23 protein-coding genes and 1 tRNA gene are annotated in these 25,164 nt (G+C 32.4%); 11 read left to right on the forward strand and 13 right to left on the reverse strand.

All coding sequences use genetic code 11. From position 1 onward, the window contains the following. Positions 1-210: 210 nt before the first annotated feature. From E1J38_RS04630 to E1J38_RS04645, 4 genes are read right to left on the reverse strand one after another with little or no spacing between them, the layout of a single operon-like run. A complete protein-coding gene (locus E1J38_RS04630; protein ID WP_133356008.1) occupies positions 211-1,230 on the reverse strand; it encodes a UDP-glucose--hexose-1-phosphate uridylyltransferase in 1,020 nt (339 codons plus the stop codon). Positions 1,231-1,251: 21 nt separating this feature from the next. Beyond that, the gene (gene galK / locus E1J38_RS04635; RefSeq protein ID WP_133356009.1) at positions 1,252-2,400 is read right to left on the reverse strand and encodes a galactokinase; all 1,149 of its coding nucleotides are present in this window, start codon (positions 2,398-2,400) and stop codon (positions 1,252-1,254) included. A 14-nt stretch (positions 2,401-2,414) separates the two neighbouring features. After that, positions 2,415-3,299, reverse strand: coding sequence for an aldose 1-epimerase (locus tag E1J38_RS04640; RefSeq protein WP_133356010.1), 885 nt, complete (start codon positions 3,297-3,299; stop codon positions 2,415-2,417). An 8-nt stretch (positions 3,300-3,307) separates the two neighbouring features. Next, positions 3,308-4,300 (reverse strand): GntR family transcriptional regulator, encoded by a 993-nt coding sequence (locus tag E1J38_RS04645; protein ID WP_133356011.1) that lies wholly within the window; start codon positions 4,298-4,300, stop codon positions 3,308-3,310. 147 nt (positions 4,301-4,447) lie between these two features. Here E1J38_RS04645 and E1J38_RS04650 point away from each other — a divergent pair, with 147 nt between their 5' ends. Continuing rightward, positions 4,448-6,109 (forward strand): sodium/sugar symporter, encoded by a 1,662-nt coding sequence (locus tag E1J38_RS04650; RefSeq protein ID WP_133356012.1) that lies wholly within the window; start codon positions 4,448-4,450, stop codon positions 6,107-6,109. A gap of 218 nt (positions 6,110-6,327) precedes the next feature. On the opposite strand, the gene E1J38_RS04655 is transcribed toward E1J38_RS04650, so the two are convergent. Continuing rightward, positions 6,328-6,747: a (4Fe-4S)-binding protein gene (locus tag E1J38_RS04655; RefSeq protein ID WP_133356013.1), complete on the reverse strand. Its 420-nt coding sequence runs from the start codon at positions 6,745-6,747 to the stop codon at positions 6,328-6,330. A gap of 171 nt (positions 6,748-6,918) precedes the next feature. On the opposite strand from E1J38_RS04655, the gene kynU reads away from it, so the two are divergent. The 5 genes from kynU (at position 6,919) to E1J38_RS04680 (ending at position 12,286) form a co-directional block, all read left to right on the forward strand. Then, on the forward strand, positions 6,919-8,184 hold the full coding sequence (kynU, locus tag E1J38_RS04660) for a kynureninase (protein WP_133356014.1): 1,266 nt from the start codon (positions 6,919-6,921) through the stop codon (positions 8,182-8,184). Between the two features lie 83 nt (positions 8,185-8,267). Further along, complete coding sequence (locus tag E1J38_RS04665; protein WP_133356015.1) at positions 8,268-9,668, forward strand: FAD-dependent oxidoreductase; 1,401 nt, start codon at positions 8,268-8,270, stop codon at positions 9,666-9,668. A 5-nt stretch (positions 9,669-9,673) separates the two neighbouring features. Next, a complete protein-coding gene (locus E1J38_RS04670) occupies positions 9,674-10,456 on the forward strand; it encodes an SDR family oxidoreductase (protein ID WP_133356016.1) in 783 nt (260 codons plus the stop codon). A gap of 134 nt (positions 10,457-10,590) precedes the next feature. Beyond that, positions 10,591-11,121, forward strand: a complete 531-nt coding sequence (locus E1J38_RS04675; RefSeq protein ID WP_133356017.1) for a 3-hydroxyanthranilate 3,4-dioxygenase — start codon at positions 10,591-10,593, stop codon at positions 11,119-11,121. 79 nt (positions 11,122-11,200) lie between these two features. Beyond that, complete coding sequence (locus tag E1J38_RS04680) at positions 11,201-12,286, forward strand: amidohydrolase family protein (RefSeq protein ID WP_133356018.1); 1,086 nt, start codon at positions 11,201-11,203, stop codon at positions 12,284-12,286. A 62-nt stretch (positions 12,287-12,348) separates the two neighbouring features. Here the strand turns inward: E1J38_RS04680 and E1J38_RS04685 are convergent, their stop codons facing one another. After that, positions 12,349-15,219 carry a M16 family metallopeptidase gene (locus E1J38_RS04685; protein WP_133356019.1) on the reverse strand — a complete coding sequence of 957 codons (2,871 nt, stop codon included), beginning with the start codon at positions 15,217-15,219 and terminating at the stop codon, positions 12,349-12,351. A 138-nt stretch (positions 15,220-15,357) separates the two neighbouring features. Here E1J38_RS04685 and E1J38_RS04690 point away from each other — a divergent pair, with 138 nt between their 5' ends. Then, positions 15,358-16,002 (forward strand): O-methyltransferase, encoded by a 645-nt coding sequence (locus E1J38_RS04690; RefSeq protein WP_133356020.1) that lies wholly within the window; start codon positions 15,358-15,360, stop codon positions 16,000-16,002. On the opposite strand, the gene E1J38_RS04695 is transcribed toward E1J38_RS04690, so the two are convergent. The 4 genes from E1J38_RS04695 to E1J38_RS04710 form a co-directional block, all read right to left on the reverse strand. After that, positions 16,003-16,290 (reverse strand): Sec-independent protein translocase subunit TatA/TatB, encoded by a 288-nt coding sequence (locus E1J38_RS04695; RefSeq protein WP_133356021.1) that lies wholly within the window; start codon positions 16,288-16,290, stop codon positions 16,003-16,005. 86 nt (positions 16,291-16,376) lie between these two features. Then, a complete protein-coding gene (locus tag E1J38_RS04700; protein ID WP_133356022.1) occupies positions 16,377-18,683 on the reverse strand; it encodes a M1 family metallopeptidase in 2,307 nt (768 codons plus the stop codon). A gap of 147 nt (positions 18,684-18,830) precedes the next feature. Next, complete coding sequence (locus E1J38_RS04705) at positions 18,831-19,331, reverse strand: DUF6702 family protein (protein WP_133356023.1); 501 nt, start codon at positions 19,329-19,331, stop codon at positions 18,831-18,833. Positions 19,332-19,471: 140 nt separating this feature from the next. Further along, positions 19,472-20,311, reverse strand: coding sequence for a carboxypeptidase-like regulatory domain-containing protein (locus E1J38_RS04710; RefSeq protein WP_133356024.1), 840 nt, complete (start codon positions 20,309-20,311; stop codon positions 19,472-19,474). A gap of 104 nt (positions 20,312-20,415) precedes the next feature. Between E1J38_RS04710 and pepE the strand changes: the two genes are divergently transcribed. Further along, complete coding sequence (gene pepE / locus E1J38_RS04715) at positions 20,416-21,123, forward strand: dipeptidase PepE (protein WP_133356025.1); 708 nt, start codon at positions 20,416-20,418, stop codon at positions 21,121-21,123. A gap of 32 nt (positions 21,124-21,155) precedes the next feature. On the opposite strand, the gene E1J38_RS04720 is transcribed toward pepE, so the two are convergent. Together E1J38_RS04720 and E1J38_RS04725 are read right to left on the reverse strand one after the other, a co-directional pair. Then, positions 21,156-21,228, reverse strand: a tRNA-Gly gene (locus E1J38_RS04720). Positions 21,229-21,277: 49 nt separating this feature from the next. After that, positions 21,278-21,706, reverse strand: coding sequence for a GNAT family N-acetyltransferase (locus E1J38_RS04725; RefSeq protein WP_133356026.1), 429 nt, complete (start codon positions 21,704-21,706; stop codon positions 21,278-21,280). A 73-nt stretch (positions 21,707-21,779) separates the two neighbouring features. Here E1J38_RS04725 and E1J38_RS04730 point away from each other — a divergent pair, with 73 nt between their 5' ends. After that, entirely contained in the window at positions 21,780-22,229 is a 450-nt protein-coding gene (locus E1J38_RS04730; protein WP_133356027.1) for a GNAT family N-acetyltransferase, read from the forward strand. Positions 22,230-22,379: 150 nt separating this feature from the next. Here E1J38_RS04730 and E1J38_RS04735 read toward each other — a convergent pair whose 3' ends face one another. Then, complete coding sequence (locus E1J38_RS04735) at positions 22,380-22,784, reverse strand: ankyrin repeat domain-containing protein (RefSeq protein ID WP_133356028.1); 405 nt, start codon at positions 22,782-22,784, stop codon at positions 22,380-22,382. A 251-nt stretch (positions 22,785-23,035) separates the two neighbouring features. Between E1J38_RS04735 and gpmI the strand changes: the two genes are divergently transcribed. Both gpmI and E1J38_RS04745 read left to right on the forward strand, forming a co-directional pair. Beyond that, positions 23,036-24,553, forward strand: coding sequence for a 2,3-bisphosphoglycerate-independent phosphoglycerate mutase (gpmI, locus tag E1J38_RS04740; RefSeq protein WP_133356029.1), 1,518 nt, complete (start codon positions 23,036-23,038; stop codon positions 24,551-24,553). Positions 24,554-24,705: 152 nt separating this feature from the next. Then, on the forward strand, positions 24,706-25,110 hold the full coding sequence (locus E1J38_RS04745; protein WP_133356030.1) for a BT0820 family HAD-type phosphatase: 405 nt from the start codon (positions 24,706-24,708) through the stop codon (positions 25,108-25,110). Positions 25,111-25,164: the final 54 nt, after the last annotated feature.

Here is a 25,164-nt window from a genome sequence, read left to right on the forward strand (position 1 = left end):
ATTACTTTATAATAACTTAAGACCCCATCTGTCAATCAAAATGCTAACTCCTAGTCAAGCACATAAACAGCAGAACATAAAACTTAAAAAATGGACAAAGAAAAACCATCAAAAGCTAGCTTTTGATGGTTCAAATATTAATACTAATTTTATTCAATAATCGGTCAACCTATTTTAGGACGACTCAGCTATTAATACTTAGAGATCATACTAAACTAAATCTCTTATCATTTTTGCAGCCTTTTCAGCTGTAATATCACGTTGTGGTGAGCCAAACATTTCATAACCAACCATAAATTTTTTAACAGTAGCACTTCTTAATAAAGGTGGATAAAAACTCATATGCCAATGCCAATGGTTGTTATCTTTTCCGTTGGTTGGTGCTTGATGAATACCACTTGAATAAGGAAAGGAGGTATTAAAAACCTTGTCATATGCTTTGGTTAATACCGAAATAGCTTCGGCATATAAGTATGCTTCCTCATCATTCAACTCTAAAATATTGGATTTATGAGCTTTAGGTACAATCATTGCCTCAAAAGGCCATACAGCCCAAAAAGGAACCAATACTACAAAAGCATTATTTTCAAAAATGATTCGTTCTTTTTTTTCTAATTCCTGAGCTAAATAATCTCCTAATAGACTGGTACCATTTGTTTTATAATAGTTTAGCTGTTGGGTGTCTTTTTTGTCCACCTCATTTGGTAATGTAGATTGACTCCAAATTTGTCCGTGTGGATGCGGATTACTACATCCCATAACAGCTCCTTTGTTTTCAAATATTTGTACGTAATTAATCAAGGGGTTACTTCCTAGTTCTTCGTATTCTTTTTGCCACGCGAAAACCACTTTTTGAATTTCGCTTGGCTCCATATCTGCTAAACTTTTAGAATGGTCTGGACTAAAGCACACCACTTTACAAATACCTTTTTCACTTTTTGCAATTAAGAGTCCATCGTTTACTTCAAAATCTGGAGAGTCACTTTGAAGGGCTGCAAAATCATTCGTAAAAATATAAACATCTTCGTAGTCTGGGTTATTCTCTCCATTAATTCGGGTATTTCCAGGACAGAGATAACAATTTTCATCATAACTGGGTCTTTTTTCATTATTGACAGCTTCGTTTTGTCCCTGCCAAGGTCTTTTCGCTCTATGTGGAGAAACCAATATCCATTCGCCTGTTAAAATATTAAAGCGTTTATGTGAATAATCATCTAATAGCGTACTCATTTAATAATTTATTTAATGTGATTAGTTTACTACGTGTGTTCCATCTGATAATGCTACTGAATACACAGAGCAATCTTTTCCGAATGTATCTCTATAAGGCCTAGAAACTAAGTTTTCAAAATCCTTTGCCTTACCTTTTTCAATAAGGTTAATGGTACAGCCACCAAAACCACCGCCCATCATTCTTGCGCCAATAACATAACCACTTTCCTGAGCTTTTTCTACTAGAAAATCAAGCTCCTCACAGCTTACATTATATTGTTTAGAAAGTCCTTCATGAGAACCATATATCAGGCTTCCTAGCTTGTCTAAATCACCTTCCTCCATAGCTTTAGAAGCTTGTCTAGCCCTGTTGTTTTCTTGAATGACATATAATGCCTTTTGATAATTTTCGGGAGTCACCTCATTTTTAATAGTTGCTAAATCATCTTCGGTGGCATCTCTTAAAGCTGTTACTTTTAGCATTTTTGCAATGTTTTCACAAGCAGAACGCCTATCGTTATATGCACTATCTGATAAACTGTGCTTTACGTTAGTATTTATTAAAAGTAATTCGTGATTTTCAAAATCAATCTTAAAAGGTTTTGCTTTTATGGTTCTACAATCTAGCAATAAAGCATGGTCTTTAATACCAAACATGCTAGCATATTGATCCATAATACCACAATTTACCCCCACATAATTATGCTCAGCTTTTTGTGAAATAAAAATCATTTCCTCTTTAGTTAATCCTAATTTGAAAAGTTCATTAAGGCCATAAACTACACTGTTTTCTAAGGCTGCAGAAGACGACATACCTGCACCTCCGGGAATATCACCTTTAAAAACAATATTAAAATTTCCCACAACTTTGTTTCTGTTTTGAATCTCTGCAATAACCCCAAAAACATAGTTTTCCCAGCTACCTTCTTTTAATGGCTTTAGCTTATCTAATTCAAATTCCACTTTACTATGCATATCTAAAGCATAGGCTGTAGAAACACCAGAATCACTTTTTTGAATGGCAGCTGCAATACCTTTATCCACTGCTGCAGGAAATACAAACCCATCGTTATAATCGGTATGTTCTCCTATAATGTTGATTCTACCTGGTGAAAAAATCAAAATAGGGTCTTCACCAAATTCTTCAATGTAAATATCTTTTACATCTTTAATTAGTTGTTCATTCATTATATATTTTTTGTTTAGTTGCTATTAATATGTAAACTCCATGTTAAACTATATGAGTCTCCAGGTTTTAATGTTTCTAAACCAATACCATTATTAAAACTATCTGAAATTCCTGTTGTAGGCTCTATGGCTATAGTGTTTTCTTTTGGAGGTGTATAAACTTGTAAAAAGTTATTGTTTCCGGTGGCATTAAATTTTAAATCATACTCTGGGGTTCTAAAAATGATTTGGTCAGAATTTAATATCCAGCAATCATCAAACTGCTGACCTGCTATTTTAAAAGTTTCGGTTGTATCAATATTATCAGTGCCTATAGTAATATTTCGGTCTCCTAAAATTACTTTCTCTGTACTATCAAATTGAAGAGAGCTTTCAAATAAATTATCACTTGTAAAGTAAGGGTGCCATCCTAAAGTAAATGGGAATGTTTTTACATCTGTATTTTTTACTTTAATGTTCAATTCTAAATTTTCTTTTCTAAAGATATATTTCAATTGAATTGAATAAGTGTATGGAAACCCAATATATTTATTAGCTTCATTATATTCCAAAGTTAGAGACGCCTCATTTTCACTTGAACTAATATCAATTACTTCAAAAGTTTTATTGTAAACCAGCCCGTGCAAAGCGTTATTTTCTTCTTTTTGGTTGGGTTCAAACTGAAAATCCTCCCCTTCAAACGTATATTTTCCATCTTTAATTCTATTGGCAAACGGGAAAAGAATGGATGACGCATAGGTGTCTGCATAACTTAATGGTGATAAATCTTTAATTATTTCATGGTCATTTAATGTTAATTCCTGTAGACTAGCGCCTTTATTCAAATAGATTTTGGCATAAGTATCAGCGTTTTTAATTTCTAAAACACCTAATTTTTGGTCATTTTTAATAGTGTACATTTATTTAGTTATAATGAATTTCTTAATATTAGTTGGTTTGGGTTTTCTATTTGTTTATGTTCTTTATTTAAAATCATTTCCGCTAAACGTTTACCCATAGTGTTAAAGTCGGTAGATATCGTTGTAATACCTCCTTCTACAATCTCTTTAAGCAAGGTATCATTATATGAAATAACTCCTATGTCCTTTGCCAAAAACAATTCCAGCTCTTTCATCTTTTTAATGATTCTCAATAAATTTTTATCATCTGGAATGATATATAAATCTCCAGACTTGGGGATGGTATCTTTTAATGAATTAAGAATGACAGATTTTAAGTTATTGTCTTTGCAAAATTTAGAAAAACCATCTAGCATGCCCTGGGGCTGTTTTTGTTCAGAATTAACTAAGATTAATTTTTCATACTTAGTTATAAGATTTTTAGCCTCTTTTAAGTTGTTATAAAGTGCTTTTTCAAAATTTTGATAAACTCCAGGGTATTTAGACAGGTCTTTAGGAATTTGATCTAAGATATAAACCTTGTCCTCTGGAAGATTCTGTATAATTTCATGGGTATTCTCTAAGTTTGCAGGCATAATGATGTAAAAATTATAGTCTCCCGCATTATCTAAAATAAGTTTATCAAAAATATCCTTATTGAAATGATGAAAGTATATTTCTACTTGTGTGTTACTTCCTAGATTCTCCAAGAAAGAATTATACAAGTCTTCTTTAAAAGAATTTAACTCATCAAAAAGCAAAAATATCTTTTGAGTAATATTTATGTTTTCACTTGAAACATAGTAACCTTTACCAACTACAGATTGAATGATACCTCTGTTTTTGAGTTCATTAAATGCCATAAGTACAGTGTCCCTAGATAAATTATGGTCATTTTTTATCTTGTTTATAGAAGGTATTTGGTCTCCTCTTTGAAGTACACCAGAAGCAATCATTTCTTCAATAGAATTAATGATTTGTTTATACTTTGGTATTCCTATTTTACTTTTTACACGTATCATATTATACTATGCAAATATACAAAAAATCAAATAAAAACCTACTAGACCCTACCAGTTTGTTTTTATTCTTTTATAGAACACTATTTTTAAGATTTAAATTTCTATATTTGAGTCTTTAAATATACTAACCAAACTAAATATTTTACTATGACAGCAGGATTTGATACGTGGGACTATGTAGTTTTCATTGCTTACGCTATTTTGATTTTAGGTGTAGGATTATGGGTGTCTAGAGATAAAAAGGGACATCAAAAAAATGCAGAAGATTATTTTTTAGCCAGTAAATCACTACCGTGGTGGGCTATTGGTGCTTCTCTAATAGCGGCAAATATCTCTGCAGAACAATTCATTGGGATGTCTGGTTCTGGATTTGCTTTAGGATTGGCTATAGCCTCTTATGAGTGGATGGCAGCATTAACCCTAATTATTGTAGGGAAGTATTTTTTACCAATTTTCATTGAAAAAGGCTTATATACAATACCTGAGTTTGTTGAAAAACGATTCTCCACGAATTTAAAAACCATTCTAGCTGTGTTTTGGTTGGGGTTATACGTATTTGTTAACCTAACGTCCGTATTGTATTTAGGTGGTTTAGCCATTGAAACCATTATGGGGGTAGATATGATGTATGCCATTGTTGGTTTAGCATTATTTGCTGCTGCTTACTCTCTCTATGGTGGTTTATCTGCTGTAGCTTGGACAGATGTTATTCAAGTAATCTTCTTGGTTCTAGGTGGACTGGTAACTACATATTTAGCATTAAATACTGTTTCTGGTGGCGAAGGTGTTATGGTAGGGTTTCATAAGGTATGGGATGCCGCTCCTGAAAAGTTTCATATGGTGCTAGAAGAGTTTAATAGTGATGGTAGCGTAAATAGCAACTATTTGGATTTACCTGGTATTTGGGTATTGATAGGTGGTTTATGGGTGGCTAATCTGTATTATTGGGGATTCAATCAATACATTATCCAAAGAACGTTGGCGGCGAAATCTTTGAAAGAATCTCAAAAAGGTATTTTATTGGCAGCTTTCTTAAAACTATTGATTCCATTAATTGTTGTTGTTCCAGGTATTGCAGCTTACGTTATGGTAAACGACCCCGAGATTATGGCTACTTTAGGTGAAGTAGGCCAGTTGAATAAACCGTCATTAGAGCAGGCAGATAAAGCGTATCCATGGCTACTTCAATTCTTACCAACGGGACTTAAAGGTGTTGCTTTTGCAGCCTTGGCAGCAGCTATCGTATCATCTTTAGCATCAATGTTAAATTCTACATCTACCATCTTTACAATGGATATTTATAAACAGTATTTTAATAAAGAAGCTGGTGATAAGAAAACAGTAAATGTAGGTCGAATTACTGCGGCGGTGGCATTGGTAATTGCTGTATTAGTAGCGCCTCTTTTAGATGGTTTAGATCAAGCTTTTCAATATATTCAGGAATATACAGGACTAGTAAGTCCAGGTATTTTGGCGGTGTTCTTATTAGGATTATTCTGGAGGAAAACAACCAACAAAGCTGCTATTTGGGGAGCTATTTTATCAATTCCTGTGGCATTAGCTTTGAAAGTATTACCAAAACAGTTAGAAGCTTTTGACTGGTTAGCACCTTGGATGCACCAAATGGGGTTAGCAACACTATTATCTATGGGTATTATTATGATTTTAAGTAATGCTGAAGGCAAAGGTACTGATGACTCTAAAGGTATTCCTCTTACAAAAGAATTGTTCAAAACAACACCTTTGTTTAATATAGGCTCGTTTGTGGTAATGGTTATTTTGGCCGTACTATACGCAATTTTCTGGTAAAATATTGTTCCAACATATAGTTTAAAGCGTCATAGAAATATGACGCTTTCTCATTTGAAATTTTTAAGATATCACTGCGAAGTGTAAGGCGAAAAACTTAAATGCGACTGTGAATATATATAACTATAATATAATCTTCCGCATTGGCGTCTATATATATGAAAAGCACTTTAGTTAATAATTTAAGGTGCTTTTACTTTTTTAATTTCTAGCCAATATTAACCTTTAAAACCTTTTTTTATATGTGTACCATCACAATATGGCTTGTTACTTGAAAAACCACATCTACAAAACGCTGTAGTTTTATTTTTTTCTTCAGATAAACCATCTTTATTTGTGACTGTAATTGTACCATAAACCAATAAAGGTCCATTTTCTAATACCTCTACTTTAGTTTTTGTATCCTCTGTTGTTTCCTCTTCTTCATCATTCATATAATAACTCAAAGCCCCAGAGGGACACTGTTTTACCTGTGAAACTATAGCTTCAGCAGATTCAGTATCAACCTTTACCCAAGGTCTTAATTTTGGTCTAAAAACATTGGGTAACCCTTTTGCACATATACCAGAATGAATACACTTTTCTGCCTGCCAAACTACAGTTAACTCTCCGTTTGAATATTCTTTTGTCTTTGCCATAGCTTTGATTTTTTTTAAATATACAAAAAATAATCAGCCATAAACTACTTTAGGTTTTGATTCACTTGAGTCATTATTTTATTGGTTTCATTAACTTTTCTAGTTGGTTTTTATTAATTTTCAAATGAAAAAATTCACGTACTTTTGTTAGAGACCAGTAAAAAACTTAAATTGGATACATACAAATTAGGATTAGATTTTGCTTTAGAATTAGATAAAAAAGATGACTTGGCAAAATATCGCCAACAATTTTATATCCCCAAAGACACTAATGGAAATGACCTAATTTACATGACAGGAAACTCATTAGGACTTCAACCAAAGTCAACTAAAAAACATATTGATCAAGAACTTGAAGATTGGGCAAATTTAGGCGTTGAAGGTCATTTTAAAGCCAAAAACCCTTGGTTACACTATCATGAGTTTTTAACTAAACAAATGGCTGATATAGTAGGCGCAAAACCCATTGAGGTCATTGTAATGAACACCCTAACAGTTAACTTACATTTAATGATGGTGTCATTCTATAAACCTTCAAAAACAAGGTACAAAATACTAATTGAGAGTGATGCATTCCCTTCCGATAGATTTGCAGTAGAATCGCAATTACAACATCATGGATTTAGCCCTAAAGAAGGTATAATTCTCTGGAAACCAAAACAGGGAGAAACATTATTAGCTTATGAAGATTTAGAAGAAATCCTTAAAAATCAAAGTAATGAAATTGCGCTAATCCTTATTGGTGGAGTTAATTACTACACCGGACAGTATTTTGATTTAAAACGCATTACAGAATTAGGTCATACACACGGATGTCTAGTAGGATTTGATTGTGCTCATGGTGCTGGCAATGTTAAGTTAAATCTACACAACTCAGGAGCTGATTTTGCCATTTGGTGCAGTTATAAATATCTCAATTCAGGTCCAGGAAGTTTGGCAGGATGTTTTGTACATGAACGCCATGCAAATAGAAAGGATTTAAACAGATTTACCGGTTGGTGGAGCCATAATAAAACTACACGATTTAATATGCGCGATGAGTTTGATCAATTGCCAGGAGCCGAGGGTTGGCAATTAAGTAACCCACCTATTCTGTCTATGGCCGCTATAAAAGCTTCATTAGATATTTTTAATGAGGTTGGTATGGATGCTTTAGTTGAAAAGTCAAAAAAATTAACGGGTTATCTAGAATTTTTATTAAATGCATTGGGAGAAAATGTCGTAAAGATTATAACCCCAAGAAACTCTAATGAACGTGGTTGCCAATTGTCTATTCAAGTAATTAATGCTGATAAAAAGTTACATCATAAGCTAACAGAAGCTGGCGTGGTTACAGATTGGAGAGAACCAGATGTTATTCGTTGTGCTCCCGTGCCACTTTATAATTCTTTTAAAGATGTTTATAATTTGGTGGAACGATTGAAAGATGTCTTATAAAATAGCTCAATCTTCTTAAATAGACACTAATCCATTTAAATTAAAACTATCATGAGATTCTGAAACAAATTCAGATAAACAAAATGAAAGAAAAGAAACAAAATATACTCATCATTGGTGCAGGACTCTGCGGCTCACTATTGGCTTTAAGGTTGGGGCAACGCGGGTTTAATGTTACTGTTTATGAAAAACGTCCAGACTTAAGAAAAGTAAATATTAACGCCGGTAGGTCTATAAACCTTGCTTTTTCAAATCGAGGTATTAAAGCCATGAAATTGGTTGGGTTAGAAAACAAAGTAAAACAACTTTGTATCCCCATGAATGGGCGTATGATTCATGATGAAAAAGGAAACACTTTTTTATCGCCTTATAGCGGACGTGACTATGAATACATCAACTCTATTTCAAGGGGTGATTTAAATGCACTTTTGTTAACTGAAGCAGAAAAGCATGAAAATGTGACTATTCATTTTAACAAAAAATGTGAGTCGGTTGACTTTGAAAAAACCACTGCACTTTTCAAAGATTACCAGACTAACACCCAATTTATTGAAGATGCCGATGCTATTATTGGAACCGATGGTGCAGGTTCAGCTCTACGCAAAAGTTATTATTTAGGAAAAAAGTTTCTATTTAGCTTTTCGCAAGATTACCTAACGCATGGATATAAAGAATTGATTATTCTTCCTGAGGGAAAAAATAACTTTAAAATCTTTAAAAATGCACTTCATATTTGGCCCCGAGGTAATTTTATGCTTATTGCATTACCAAATTTAGATGGTAGTTTTACAGTGACGCTTTTCTTGAGTTACAATGAAGGTGAATTCAATTTTAGCAACTTGAATACCGATGAAAAAGTGTTAGAGTTCTTCAAAAAAGAATTTCCTGATGCTCTGGCACATATGCCTAATTTATTAGAAGATTTTAACAACAATCCTACATCTCCTTTAGGAACGGTTAAATGCTCTCCCTGGTTTTATAAGGGTAACACCCTTTTAATGGGTGATGCTGCTCATGCCATTGTACCGTTTTATGGACAAGGTATGAATGCAAGTTTTGAAGATGTAGTTGAGTTTGACAAGGTTCTAGATGAGAATTTAGAAAATTGGGAAGCTACCTTTAAAGCCTATGAAAGTTCTAGAAAAAAGAACACCGATGCTATTGCTGATTTAGCCATTGACAATTTTTATGAAATGCGTGACCATGTTGCTAACCCAATTTTTCAGGAAAAACGTAAATTAGAAATGGATTTAGAGAAGGCATTCCCTAATGAATATGCATCAAAATATTCTTTGGTTACATTTAATGAAGATTTAGGTTACCACGATGCCATGTTAAAAGGAAGGGCCCAAGATAAAGCAATTTTAAATATGCTAGCTGAAGGAAAAATTAATAGTAAAGATGATTTAAAATCAATTCTAAAGATAATCACAAAAGAAACGCAAGAAATTCTAGAAGAAGATAAAGTTGCCAAATTAAAATAAAGAATATGAACCTAAACTTAAACAACAAAAACGCATTAGTTTGTGGCAGCACAAAGGGTATTGGTAAAGCAACTGCCATATTACTTGCAGCTGAAGGAGTCAATGTAACATTGGTTGCCAGAAATAGGGAAAAACTAAAAGCTGTTTTGGCAGAATTACCTCAACAAGGAAGTCATAATTACATTGTGGCAGATTTTTTAAATCCTAGAGAATTACAAGAGCAGGTTATTAAATTTATTGACAGCAATCATGGTTTTCATATTGTTGTTAACAATACTGGAGGTCCTAGAAGCGGAGATATTTTAAATGCAAGTTTAGATGAGTTTGAAAATGCCTTCACCATGCATATTAAATGTAGTCATGTATTAGCTCAAGCCACTATTCCCTTTATGAAAGAATCAGGATTTGGAAGGATTGTAAATATTATATCTACTTCGGTAAAAGAACCCATACCTATGTTAGGTGTTAGTAATACTATTAGAGGGGCTGTTGGAAATTGGAGTAAAACCTTATCTATAGAAGTAGCCCCTTTTGGCATAACTGTAAACAACGTTCTACCAGGTTTTACTGAAACCGAACGACTAAAAGAGATTATAAATATAAAAGCCAACATTGAAGATAGAACACCTGAAGAAATGGCTCAAATCATGAAAAACTACACACCTGCTAAACGTTTTGCTAGCCCTGAAGAGGTTGCTAATGCTGTAGTTTTCTTATCTAGTGATTGTGCTAGTTATATTAACGGAATTAATATTCCTGTTGATGGAGGTAGAACAAAAAGTTTATAAAAACACTCTACACCTCCTAAATAAGAAAGAATTGCAAAAGATATACTATCTTTATATAGAACATTTATAATTAAAAAACTCAAACACCAAATTTGGGTTTCTCTCCTTGTTGGGGAGTTTAAGAGAGGCATTCTATGAGTAAATTAGTTTCTCCTTTAAATTTTAAGGATTGGATTGAAGAAAACCGTCATTTATTAAAGCCACCGGTAGGTAACAAATGTGTTTGGAAGGATGGGGAATATATTGTAATGGTTGTTGGCGGCCCTAATAACAGAAAGGACTACCACTATAATGAAACACCCGAGTTTTTTTATCAGATAGAAGGCGATATGGTGCTAAAAATATTTAATAAAGGAAAGCCTGAAGATGTTCATATAAAAGAAGGTGATATATATTTGTTACCCTCAAAAATCCCACATTCTCCTCAGAGAAAGGCTAATACAGTTGGTTTGGTTATTGAATATCCACGATCTAAAAAAATGAAAGATGCTTTAGAGTGGTATTGTGAAAACTGTGATAACCTCCTATATAGAAAAAAATTTAAATTAGATGATATAGAAACCGATATGCCTGTAATTTTTGATAAGTTTTATAGTAGTGAAAAAAAACGTACCTGTAAAAAATGTGGTAATGTAATGGCTCCTCCAAAAAAGAATGACTCATAGTAAATATGTCCTTTCATTTAATTCGTATTATTCTTTAGTCAAGCGAGGAAAACGAATATAAAAACAGCTTCCTTTTAAAGTGGAAAAACGTAAACTTAGAATAAACGGTCACTCACACCTGCTTCCTTACCCTGAGGAAATACCCGAATTTATGAGAGAAAAAGGGATTTTTTGGGTAGACAAAGAAAAAAAGTTTATGCTTCAAAAAGATTGGAAGCGCCCTGTTACAGATTCCAGTTTTTTCTTAAATGAGAAACTAGAATGGATGGAGCGCTACCAAATAGATCACGCCGTTGTTTTAAATCTTTCGCAACTGTATGGTAATGGACTTAGAGTTGAGGAAATGAAAAAAGCTTTACGTTTTCAAAACGATTTTAATGCAAGAATTCAGCATGAACACCCAAGCAAATTTACCTGTGGTTTTGTGGTTCATCCAGGATTTTTAAGGAGTGCCTGTTGGGAAATTGAACGCTGCGTAGAAGAACACGGGTTGCAACTTCTTTGTTTACCAACCCATTACATGGACACCATTGGCACTTGGCGTTGTATTTATGACGAAGAAAACGAGCCACTTTTTGAATTGGCCAATAAATACAATTTAGCAGTAGAAATTCATCCGTATGATGGTGAAAAATTCATTATGTTAGAAAACACCTCTTGGAGATTTCATTTAATATGGATGTTAGCACAATGTGCTGATGCATATCATTTCTTAACTCTAAACGGTTATCAAGAAAAATATCCGAATATGCGTACGTGTTTTGCTCATGGCGGACAACTAGCGCAAATAAATTTAGGTAGGCGTATTCAAGGGTTTGATGGCAGACCAGATTTATTTGAAGGTAAACACCACCCTAGAAAAGCGGTTGGTCATAAAAACATTTTTTTTGATACGCTGGTTCATGATACGGGAGGCTTAGAACTTCTTATTAAAAATCATGGTTTTAAACAAGTGATTATGGGATTAGATGACCCCTACCCGCTTGGAGAAATGGAAAGCGACAAGCAGTCTTCATACCCAGGAAAAATATTGGACCTGGCCATGAAAAGAGATATTATTAGCCAAACAGAATATGATGCCATTTGTGAAGATAATGTGATAAGATGGCTCTGTGGAGATGATGCCTCTGCCAAGGAAAAATTGATTCATAGAATTTTAAGTTAAAAACCAAAAGTCCTTTCTTTTTTATAAGAAAGGGCTTTTAATAGTATAATTAATCTATAATGTTATTTTTCAATTTCCTTATTAGCATTAGTTTCTGCCTTTAATTCTGGCAACAGCTTAGCAATAAAACTTGGCTTATCAATATATTTTTTTGCTGTTTTTTTTATGTATTTATGAGATATTTCAGATAGTTTATCTTCATAATCATTGATTCCTTTAAATGAATGTTTCCAATACACTTTATTATACATATGATTAAGCCAGAATCCATTAGTTTCCAACGCTTTTTTTCTATTTAAAATCCAACTTTCTTTAACAGCCGCTACTTCTTTTTTTGTTGGCCCTTCTTTAATAAACTCCCTTAATACTTTTAAACTTTCTTCTTCAAGAACATTTATATTTTCTGGTAAACAGTTAAAATTTATTGAAGCGGTATATTTAGAAAAGGGTCTTCCTACATGTTTCAAACTAGCATTTACTGTATACACACCACCTTTTTCCTCTCTAATTTTATTACGTAATCTGGTTCTAAAAATTTGACCAAACATTCTTAAAGCTTCATGTTCTTTTTTTAGATATTCGGCTTCTTTTTCAAAGCTGATTAAAAGGGTTGCTTTTTCTTCTAAGCCTTTGTGAACTTCAATACGTTTACCTGAAATTACATTTTTGTAGGTAGATTTTTTATATTCTTCCTTTTCATCTGTACTTGGCAAAGATGCCAAATATACTTCAGTATAATTTTTTAAAATATCTTCGTCAAAATCACCTATGAAGAAAAACTTAAAATCTCCAGCGTTTTTAAATCTTTCAGTATAACTTTCATAAATATCCACATAAGGAACAGAATCTAATAAACGCTCTAGATTATCATTCTCATTCATGTTGATATATCTTGGATTTCCTTTTTGGGTGACCTTATTAATCTCAGTGTAAAATAAATTTGAAGGACTTAACTTTCTATTTTTAGTTGACGCCTTTATTTTATCTACAATTGACAAATACGTTTCCTCATCTTTATTAATACTAGTAAAGTTTAAGTAAATAAGTTTGAAAAGTGTTTCAAGGTCTTTTCCTCGAACAGAACCGTTTAAACCTTCATCATAAATGGATACATAAGAGGAGACATTTACTTTTTTTCCAGCAAGCACTTTTGGTAATTCATGACTCTTATAACCACCAATACCTGTTACACTAGCTAAAGGTACTAATTGACCAACGGCTATATAATCTTGATCAGAAAGCAAGGAATTACCACCATAACTAAATGCTTTAAACCTAATTGATTCTTTATCAAAATCAGTTTTCTTGTAATACACTTTTGCACCGTTGCTTAAAACTAATTCTTTGATCTCATAAAGATGATTTTCTTCTGATACGATGCTTCCTTTAGGTCTCAATTCTTTAATTAATTGATTATCGAGTTCTTTAGTTACATATTTTTCGATATCAGTATTGAGCTCTGCTTGCTTAATTGTACTTAACAAATTTTCTTCGGTTGGTAATATTAAATCTTTCTTTTCAGGCGCTGTAAGTATTAAAACACGATTATCTTCATGATAATAAAAATTGAACATTGCGTTTACTTCATCTATCGTAATTTGGGTTAAAACTGTTTTGGTAAAGTTATATCTCCATTCTTTTAAGTACAACACCCAATCATTTTTAAACTCTTGTTCTAAAAGGCTTAAATAACTGGAAGAATACCAATCATCTTTATTTTCTAAAAATGTTTCGTTACTAGCAAGCATATTTTTTTTTATCTCATCTAGCTCATTTTTGGTAAAACCAAAACGTTTTACACGCTCTAATTCAACTACTATAGCATTTAAAGCTTCAAGAACCCCCTCTTCACTTGAAGATGCATTTATAGAAAACTTACCATGATATTTACTTAATGTACCTCTTACCCCTGCACCAGCTGCAATAAAAGGAGGTTTTGAACTATTGGATAATTCTACTAATCTTTTATTTAGCATTGCAGTCATCATTCCTATCAAAAAGCTCTCTTTTTGATGTTTCATTAAAATTTTATCTCGCTTTATTGGATTAATATTGATAAAATCCAGAGATAACGATGTTGTTGTTTTTTCAGGATCAGTAATAATTTTCACCCTTGTTTCCTTATGGTATGGCACACTATCGTAACTAAACAAAGGCTTCTCATGCTCTGGATTAACCAATTTAGAAAAGTGCTTTTTTATTTTCTTTTCTACATAACTGGGGTCTATATCTCCAGCAACAATAATCCCCATTAAATTAGGACGATACCAATCTTTATAAAAACGATGTAAATGCCTCGACTCAAAGTTTTGAATATTTTCAAGTTTCTCATCGGAAAAATACCTTAATTGTGGCATCCCTTCATACATAAATTTCACAACCTGAGTACCAACTCTATTACCACTTCCTAGTCTTGCCCTAAACTCTTCTAAGACTACAGGTTTTTCATCATCAATCGCGTCATCCTTCAAACTCATATTATGAGCCCAATCTTCTAGGATTTGAAATGCCTTATCTACTTTCTTTAAATTTGAACTTGGTACTTTTAGTTTATAAACTGTTTCGTATGAATTTGTGTGAGCATTCAAATCAGCTCCAAAAGTCATACCTATACTTTCAAGATACTTAACCAGTTTATCCTTCTTAAAATTCTTGGTACCATTAAAGCCCATATGTTCTAACAAATGTGCCAAACCCTGCTGCTTGTCATCTTCTTGAAGATGTCCCACCTTAACAACCAAACGCATGTTAACAACGTCCTTGGGTCTATCATTTTCTTTAATGTAGTATTTAAGTCCGTTTGATAATTCTCCACGAGTGGCAGTGGTGTCTTTAGGGATTTCGCTTTCTAAATCATAAGTGATTGTAGTGTTTTCTTGAGAAAGCGCTACTGTTGAAATGAAAAATAACAAAAAAGCAAAAAGGTATTTCATAAATAATTAAGTTGTTTGCATAGTAGTTCACAAGTTAGCATTTGTTTTGTAGAAAAAGTTACACAAACAAGCATTTTTAACATATAATTTCATTTTTTTAGTAAAAACGATACATTTGAATTTAAGAACAAAACAATTATGCACTTTATTCCTGACAAATTAGATAATTATGTAGTTTCGCATTCTGAAAATGAGCCCGAGTTACTACAACAATTAAACAGAGAAACCTGTCAAAAAATACTACAACCACGGATGCTTAGTGGACATTACCAAGGGCGTTTATTAAGCATGATTTCTAAATTGGTTAAACCAAAAAACATTTTAGAGATTGGTACTTATACTGGATATTCTGCGCTGTGTTTAGCTGAAGGCATGCAAACTTCAGGCAAGTTACATACGATTGATATTAATGAGGAATTGTATGATTTTCAACGAAAATATTTTGATAAATCTGGTTATGGAAGTCAAATGATTCAACATTTAGGAAATGCTTTAGAAATCATTCCCCTACTAAATATAACCTTCGATCTTGTTTTTATTGATGCTGATAAAGGCAATTACCCAAATTACTATGAATTAATTATTGATAAACTAAATCCGGGAGGGATTATTTTATCTGATAACGTATTATGGAGCGGCAAAGTGATTGAAGAATTAAAACTCGATGATGTAGATACTAAAGCTCTAATTCAATACAATAAAATGCTAAAGGAAGACACAAGAATTGAAACAGTTATATTACCAATTAGAGATGGTTTAACTATTAGTAGAAAATTGGAATAATTAAAACTTACGCTTTACAGAACCCGTAAAATCTTCTAAATCATCTTTTACTTTATCCAGTTCCTTCTTAACATCTTTTGTAATACTGGTATCAATGCCATGGTTTTCGGCACTTTTAGTTATTTCGTGTTTAATATCGTTCGTTGCATCTTTAAGCGTACGCATACCTTTACCCAAACCACGAGCAATTTCGGGTAGCTTATCGGCTCCAAATACCATTATAACAATAAACAGAATAAATGCTATTTCTGCACCGCTTATAAATAAAAATGTAGGTTGATAAATCACGATACAAATATAGGGAGTTGTTTTTATTATGTAAACAAAAAAGGTTGGTATTAAAACCAACCTCATTATATTTTTAAAAAGGCTTTTTAACCATTTACTTTGTTTTTAAACTTTTCAAAATCATTTTCCCGAACTTCCCTTGGCCATGAGTTATTACTGGTATCAATATCAGCTGTTTCAAGGTTTGGGTCTACAACAATACTAACTATTTCTTTATCTGAGGCAATAGCTTTGGTCACTTCATTATCATTAAACCTCCAAATTTGAGCTGGATAGGTTTCTTCTCTCTTAGTTCCATCAGCATATGTAAACTCTACAATAATTGGCATTACCAAACCTCCTGGTTTTTCAAAAGTAATATTGTAAAAAAAGTTTGGTGACTTCATATTTTTTTGTTCTTCTGGAGTAAAATTATCCATAACAAACTCTTTAACTGGTAATGAATTTTCAAAAAGCGTAGCACTTTTCATGTCTTCTTTAAAATCTTCACTTTCTTCTTCAACTAAATACACCAATGGGGGCAAATCTTTTAATTTAAAACCTCTTTCTCGTGCTTCATCTCTCACAAGTTTATTTGGTGAAGAGGATATATAAAATTTTTTCACGTCTTTAATTCCAATATCTACCCAATCTGTGGTATAAAACCATCCTCTCCAGAACCAGTCTAAATCAAAAGCAGAAGCATCTTCCATGGTTCTAAAGAAGTCTTCTGGTGTTGGATGTTTAAACATCCATCGTCTCGAATACTCCTTAAAAGCATAATCGAATAACTCACGTCCCATAACGGTTTCTCGCAAAATATTTAATGCAGTAGCTGGCTTTCCGTAGGCATTATTACCAAACTGATAAGTATTTAAGCCTTTGGTCATAATTGGGGCAATATAATCTTGATTACCACTCATGTATGGTATAATTTTATGAGCTGGTCCTCTTCTGGAAGGATACACTTTATCATCAGGAGATAACGCTTCTGGATATTTTTCTCCAAAGTCAACTTCCGCTACATGCTGCAGGAAAGAATTCAATCCTTCATCCATCCAGGTCCATTGGCGCTCATCACTATTTACAATCATTGGAAAGAAATTATGCCCAACTTCATGAATAATCACACTCATCATACCATACTTTACCCTATCACTGTAGGTACCGTCATTTTTTGGTCTTCCGTAATTCCAACAAATCATAGGATATTCCATACCTTGTTGTTTGGCATGAACAGAAATTGCTTTGTGGTATGGGTAATCAAAGGTCATTCTGGAATAAGACTCTAAAGTACTAGCTACAGCCTTGGTTGACCATTCCTCCCAAAGTGGATTCCCTTCTTTGGGATATAATGATACCGCCATAACATCTTTGTTGCCTATTTTAACAGCCATCATGTCTAAAATAAATTTTCTAGATGTAGCAAAACCAAAATCTCTTACGTTTTCGGCATATAGTTTCCATGTTTTAGTATTTTCAGAAAAACTTTTTTCGGCCTTTTCAGCTTCTTCTTGAGTAACTATTAATACAGGTTCATTAAAAGATTGAGTCGCCAACTCGTAACGTTTCAACATTTCTTTAGAATAAACTTCCTTACGGTTTAAAAGCTTTCCTGTAGCTTCCAAAATATGATCTGCTGGTACTGTAATATTTACCTCAAAATTACCAAATGGTAACGCAAATTCATCACGCCCCCAAAACTGAGAGTTTTGCCAACCTTCAACGTCGTTATAAACAGCCATTCTGGGATAAAACTGAGCAATAACATAAGCTTTGTTACCATCTTCAGGAAAATATTCGTATCCAGAACGTCCATCCTCTTCAACATGATTATTAATATTATACCACCATTTTATTGAAAAAGAAAACGTATCTCCAGTAGTCATTGGTTTTGGCAACTCTATACGCATCATGGTACGGTTAATCATATATTGTAAAGGTTTGCCATTAATATCTGTTACCATTTCAATATTAAAACCTCTTTCCAAAGGTTTTTTCATGAATTTTAGGCTAAATTCACTTGGACTCATAACTGGTTGTAAACGGCTTTCTTCTATTAAAGGAGATTTAGAATCTTCTGCTCTTTTGTTCTGATCTAATTGTACCCAAAGGTATTTTAAAACGTCTGGAGAGTTGTTAGTGTAAGTAATTGTTTCAAAACCAGATAATTTAGCATTTTTGTCATCTAGAACAATATCCATTTTATAATCTGCTTGCTGCTGATAATAAGCAGGCCCAGGGGCTCCAGATGCAGCCCTATACATATTAGGGGTTGAAAACTCATCATAGAGTTGTTTAAATTTGTTATTGTTAATATGACCATTTTTTACTTGTTCTGCTTTCTGTTCTTGGGCAAAAACAGAAGCTGACACCAAAATTACAAAGAGGAAATAATACTTTAAGATTTTCATTTTCAAATTTTGAATTTTGAATTTTGAATTTTGAATTTTGAATTTTGAATTTTAACTTATTATTACTTATAAATTGAAATAATAAGCAGTTTTTTTCTTAAAAAAATCGAACAAAAATAACTATTTCAAGAGTGGTTTAACTTACTTTTAATTAAAATTTAACACGGCATTATCGTTTTGAGCAACTAGGATAAAGCTTTTTTGTTTGGAGTTTATTTTTGTTTTAATAATATTTTGTTGGTCTTCAAACATATCAAATAAGACCGTATTAGTAATTTCAAAAGATTCTATACTCTCAACACCTTCAATTTCAAGATAACATTTCATAATGTCAAGATCATACTCTTTACCAATAAAAGCAAAACTTGCAGCTGTGCCGTTAATTTTTATTTTAATTTTATTATTCAAGTACCGTTCAATGTATAAATTTACATTAGCCCCATTAGTTTTATCTAATGTGATAGATTCATCATAACGTTCTCTAAGAACGTTTTCAAAATCGTCTAAGAAAACTCTAGTTATTATTTGAACTGATTGTTTATCCTGCACATATTCTATTTGAGTAACACTGATGTAGTATTTATGTATACTAAATAAGGTAAAAAGTGGTATTATGAATAGAACTAATAATGTTTTTGATAAATACATTTGTTTTTTTGCGAATGTTGATAAAGAATTTCAATAACTATTCCAAAATATAATAGTCTTGAGTAGATTTTGCGTTTGGTTTATAGTTATTAAGTGAATATATATTTGATTAAGAATATTAAATAAAAAAACAGACAAAACTACTTTTTTGTATGTTTATCTTTTAAATACTCTTTACTTACTTCATATAAAAACTGAAGGCATTCAATTTCATGGTCTTTTTTAAGCAATTCTCTATCTAAATCTTTGGTGTCTACATAAGCTATAAAATCATTAACATCCTCTAGTGGAATTTCAAACATCTCACTTATATATTCTGGAGAATAAACATCAAATAATTCTAGAGGCTTTTCAACCACTACATAATCTGGTTTAATATATTCCTTATTTCTTTTACCAAAAATGAGTTTAGAAATTTTCTTAACATCAAACCCGTTATACAACTCCCCTTTATTAATTCTAGATTTTAAGTCTTTCTGAACAATCTCTGCATCAAAAGCCTTATCATCATTATATTCATAATCAACATTCATGCTTCCCATATTTAATATAACTGGTTTTAAATAGGAAACGTTTTCTATATCGGTTGTAATATTTCCAGTTAGACCAGATGACAACAAAACAGCATCTAATTTATGAATTTGTTCTACCAAATGAATTCCTAATTTCCTTGATTTTATAGCCTCTTCTTGCACTGTTATTGAAAGAGCCTTGAACTGCAAAGCAGAAATTTGAATGATGTCATTTACAGCAACTGCTATTCTGAACTCCCCTTTTTCATTAGTAATTGTTCCCACATTTGAAGACGAATTATAAACTGTAATCCCCTCAACATCATTGGCATCGGCATAAATTACACCTTCTACCTCTATCCTATTTACTATTTGTGCCTCAGCATTAAAAACAAAATACAAAAGGCTGAAAAAAAGAAAAAATCGTCTCATAGTTACAGCAATTATTTTATTATAAATTTCGCTCATAAAATCCTTATTACATTGAAAAATATTCTAAACTTTTGTTAAAAGATTCATTTAACTAATTTTACACATTTAATGTAATTATTACTTTCCCTATTTTTAACAAAATGAAAAACATCCTTATTGCTAGTACTTCAACAATTCATGGTAGTGGATATTTAGAATATATTTTAGATGAACTTGCAATGTTTTTTAAAGATACGCAAGAAATTTTATTTATCCCTTATGCTAGACCTAGTGGCATAAGTCATGATAATTATACAAAAACGGCTCAAACTGCTTTTTCTAAAATAAACAAAAAGGTTAATGGTATTCATACCTATGAAAACCCTGTTATTGCTATTGAAAAAGCTAAAGGTATATTTGTGGGAGGAGGTAACACATTTGTTTTAATCCACATGCTTTACAAAAACGGCTTAATAGGTGTTTTAAACAAAACGGTAACAAACGGAACCCCATACTTAGGTACCAGTGCAGGTAGTAATATTTGCGGACTCAATATTAAAACAACTAATGACATGCCTATTGTTTACCCACCAAGTTTTGATGCCTTAAAATTGGTTCCGTTTAATATAAATCCACATTTTTTAGAGCCCGAAAGTAATAGCAAACATATGGGTGAAAGTAGGGAAACCAGAATAAAAGAATTTCATAAGTTTAATACACAACCCGTAGTTGGTTTAAGAGAAGGCAGTTGGCTACACGTTAAAAGTGATGCTATTACCCTTAGAGGAAATTTAACGGCAAGAATTTTTGAAGTTAATAAAACTCCGTATGAAATTGATCCTGAGATTGATATAAGCCATTTAAAATAAAAAAGCTCCACCTTTTCTGATGAAGCTTCTAGAGCGGGAGACCGGGTTCGAACCGGCGACATTCAGCTTGGAAGGCTGACGCTCTACCAACTGAGCTACTCCCGCCTTTGCGGTGCAAATATATATAAACTACCTTGTCATTAACAAGAAAAACTTATAACTTTTTTAAAAAATGAAAGCCTAAAATTTTAAAGCCCTCGTTAAAATAAAACTTATGAGATGGCGCATTTGATACATAGGTATTTAACTCTACTGCCTCATAACCTTTTTCTTTAACATAATTATAAATCCAATTAAAAAATTGCTTTCCTAATCCCTTATTTCTGTAAGCTTCATCAATGTAAACATGATCTGGCTCTACACTTCTGCCAGAGTAATGACGCGTACAATACCAGAGCCCACTTACACCTATTAGTCGTTCTCCATTATATATAACGGCACACTCATAATTATTTTGAGCAATCATTTCAGAAAAACGTCGTTTCAGAGTTTCATAAGAAATTTGGTAGTTATTTAACTTTTCCACTAATGGAATAACACTTTCAATGTCTTTGTTATCAATAATTTTAAAAATGAATGCCATAGCTATATAAAAACTTTAAGTTATATCGTTTAACTTTGATTATCACTGTAATTAACGAAATTATCAAGAAAAAATGAATTATTATATTCAACAAATTACTGCCAAAGAAACTCATACAGTAAGGCATCCAATACTTCGTCCTGGCAAACCTATTGATTCTTGTGATTTTGAAGGTGATTATTTAGAAACAACAATTCATTTTGGATTATTTCTTGATTCTAAATTAGCTGGGGTTGTTACATTTATGAAAAACAACCATGAATTATTACATTTTAAAAACCAATATCAGTTGCGCGGGATGGCTATTTTAAAAAAGTTTCAAGGTAGAGGTTTAGGGAATCATTTAATTATACATGGTGAGGAATTTCTAAAAACTCAAAACATGGAAATCCTTTGGTGTAATGCTAGAGAAATTGCTGTAAATTTTTATGAGCGCAACGGTTTTAAGATTATTGGAGAAGCTTTTACTATCCCTGAAATAGGATTGCATTATGTTATGTACAAACTATTTGAACCTAGGTAAGATTTTAATTTAATTAGTGTGTGAATATTTAAGATTACTATTGTGTTAAAAACAAGCTATGGAAGTATAGAAATCAATAAAAAAAACGTCTCGTAATGCGAGACGTTTTTTTCTGACTAACTCAAAATAATTACTTAATGAGTGCTGTAATTACTTTTTCTTTTTTTTCTTTAAATTTTTTTTAATTAAGGCTGCAGCTTCATGTGCTCCATGTAGCTCAGCATATTTTGCTGCCGTATAGTTTTTATTAGTACTTCTCAATTTTAAATTAGCACCCTTATCAATTAAAAGTTTTAAAATTTCAGTTCTGTTAAACTTGGCTGCGTACATGGCTGGTGTCATTCCATTGGAGCGCTCGTTTACATCAGCTCCCCTTTCAATTAATTTCTTTACCGTATCAAAGTCACCTTTAGCAATAGATACACAAAATGAATTTACTTTAAAGAAATACTCATAATAACTATTAGTATCAATAGTTGAAGTGGTTGAGGATGCATTGACCGATACTACGGCAATACAAACTGCTAATACAGTGGTAATGATTGTTTTTTTCATGATGAAAGAATTTAAGTTTGATTATATTGATTCGTTTTTTGATATACTAAAGAGACGATTTTTTTTTTACTCTGTTACACAAAAAAACACATATAACAGATTTTTAACGTTTATTTCACAAAGTATTAACGCAAACGTTTTCTTTAAAAAATTCTTGAAAAAGCTATAAAAACTAAGGTTTTCGAGGTTTTTTACACCAGATATTTTGTTTTACTTCTGTATCTTTGCTTAGCTAAAAAAATTAACAAAAAATGAATAAAAAAGTTATATTAATGATACTAGACGGCTGGGGTAATTCCCCTGACCCTAAAGTTTCTGCCATAGACCACGCTAATACACCTTTTATAGATTCTCTTTACACAAAATACCCTTATGCCACTCTAAGAACAGACGGACTTCATGTTGGTCTACCGGAAGGCCAAATGGGAAATAGCGAAGTGGGACATATGAATCTAGGGGCTGGTAGAATTGTATATCAGGATTTAGTTAAAGTTAATTTAGCTGTTGAAAATAAAACGCTTAATAACGAAAAAGTACTTGTTGATGCATTTAAATATGCTAAAGAAAACAATAAGGATGTTCATTTTTTAGGTTTACTTAGTAATGGTGGTGTTCACTCTCATATTAACCACCTATTGGGCTTGGTTGATGCCGCTAACGAATATGGTGTAGCTAACTCTTATGTCCATGGATTTACTGATGGTAGAGATGTTGACCCTAAATCTGGAGTTGGTTTTGTAAAACAATTACAAGATTACATTAAAAATACAAACACAAAAATTGCAAGTATTTCAGGGCGTTACTACGCCATGGATAGAGATAAGCGTTGGGAACGTATTAAATTAGTTTATGACGCGCTAGTGAATGGAAAAGGAGAAACCTCAAATGATATTGTTGCTTCAATTAAAGCAAATTACTCAAATGATATTACAGATGAGTTTATTAAACCAATTGTTGTAACTAGTGAAAACAACACTCCTATCGCCACAATAAAAGAAGACGATGTAATCATTTTCTTTAACTTTAGAACAGATAGAGGTCGTGAGCTAACAGAAGTTTTATCGCAAGTAGATTTTCCAGAGTATGACATGAAGAAATTAAATCTCCATTATGTAACCCTTACAAACTATGATGATACTTACCAGAACGTTAAAGTAATTTTCAATAAAGAAAACCTAAACGAAACTTTAGGTGAAGTTTTAGAAAAGAACAATAAAAAACAGATAAGAATAGCTGAGACAGAAAAGTATCCCCATGTGACTTTTTTCTTTTCTGGAGGACGAGAAGAACCATTTAAAGGAGAACAGCGTATTTTGAGAAATTCACCAAAAGTAGCTACATACGATTTAAAACCTGAAATGAGTGCTTACGAATTGCGAGATGCTTTAATTCCTGAGCTACAAAAAGGAGACGTTGATTTTGTATGTTTAAATTTTGCCAATGGTGATATGGTTGGGCATACAGGTGTTATGGAAGCAGCCATAAAAGCCTGTGAAACTGTTGACGAATGTGTAAAAGACGTTGTTACTGCAGCGCTTGAGAACAATTATACTACATTGTTAATTGCAGATCACGGAAATTGCGAAACCATGATTAATCCTGATGGATCTCCTAATACAGCGCACACCACTAACCCTGTTCCAGTAATTCTAATTGACAATGAATTAACAGAAATCAAAGATGGTATTTTAGGGGATATGGCACCAACCATTTTAGACCTCATGGGAGTTGAACAACCAGAGTCTATGACCCAACATTCACTAGTATAAAACATAAAAACAAATACTGCTCAAACCCTGCTTGAATTAGCGGGGTTTTATTTTTTGAAAGATTACATTTAATCATTAATGTATAATAAAGAGTATAAAAAAGCCTCTTTAAAAAATATTGTACTTTTGCACAAACTCAAGTCTATTATTAAATGAAACTTAATAAACACCTAATTATTGCAATAGATTTTGATGGTACCATTGTAGAAGATGCCTACCCAAAAATTGGTAAACCTAAAATGTTTGCTTTCGAAACCTTAAAAAAGCTACAAGAAGATGGACACAGATTAATTTTATGGACATACAGACATGGCCTTAAACTTCATGAAGCTGTTGCTTTTTGTAAAGAAAATGGTATTCATTTTTATGCGGTAAATAGTAGTTTTCCAGAGGAACAATTCCTATATGACGTCAGTAGAAAAATTAATGCTGATATATTCATAGACGATCGTAACTTTGGTGGCTTTCCTGGTTGGGGTGAAATATACCAAGAAATAACCAATTCTACTCCACCAAAAATTGAAAAGAGAAAAGGTTTTTTCAAACTTTTTAGGTAAGCTTTACCAAGCTCTTAAATTACAAAACGCTTATTTTTATTTATCTTTGCCCTT

Origin of the sequence: Seonamhaeicola sediminis (assembly GCF_004358095.2) — a bacterium.
In the GTDB taxonomy this organism is placed as follows: Bacteria; Bacteroidota; Bacteroidia; order Flavobacteriales; family Flavobacteriaceae; genus Seonamhaeicola; species Seonamhaeicola sediminis.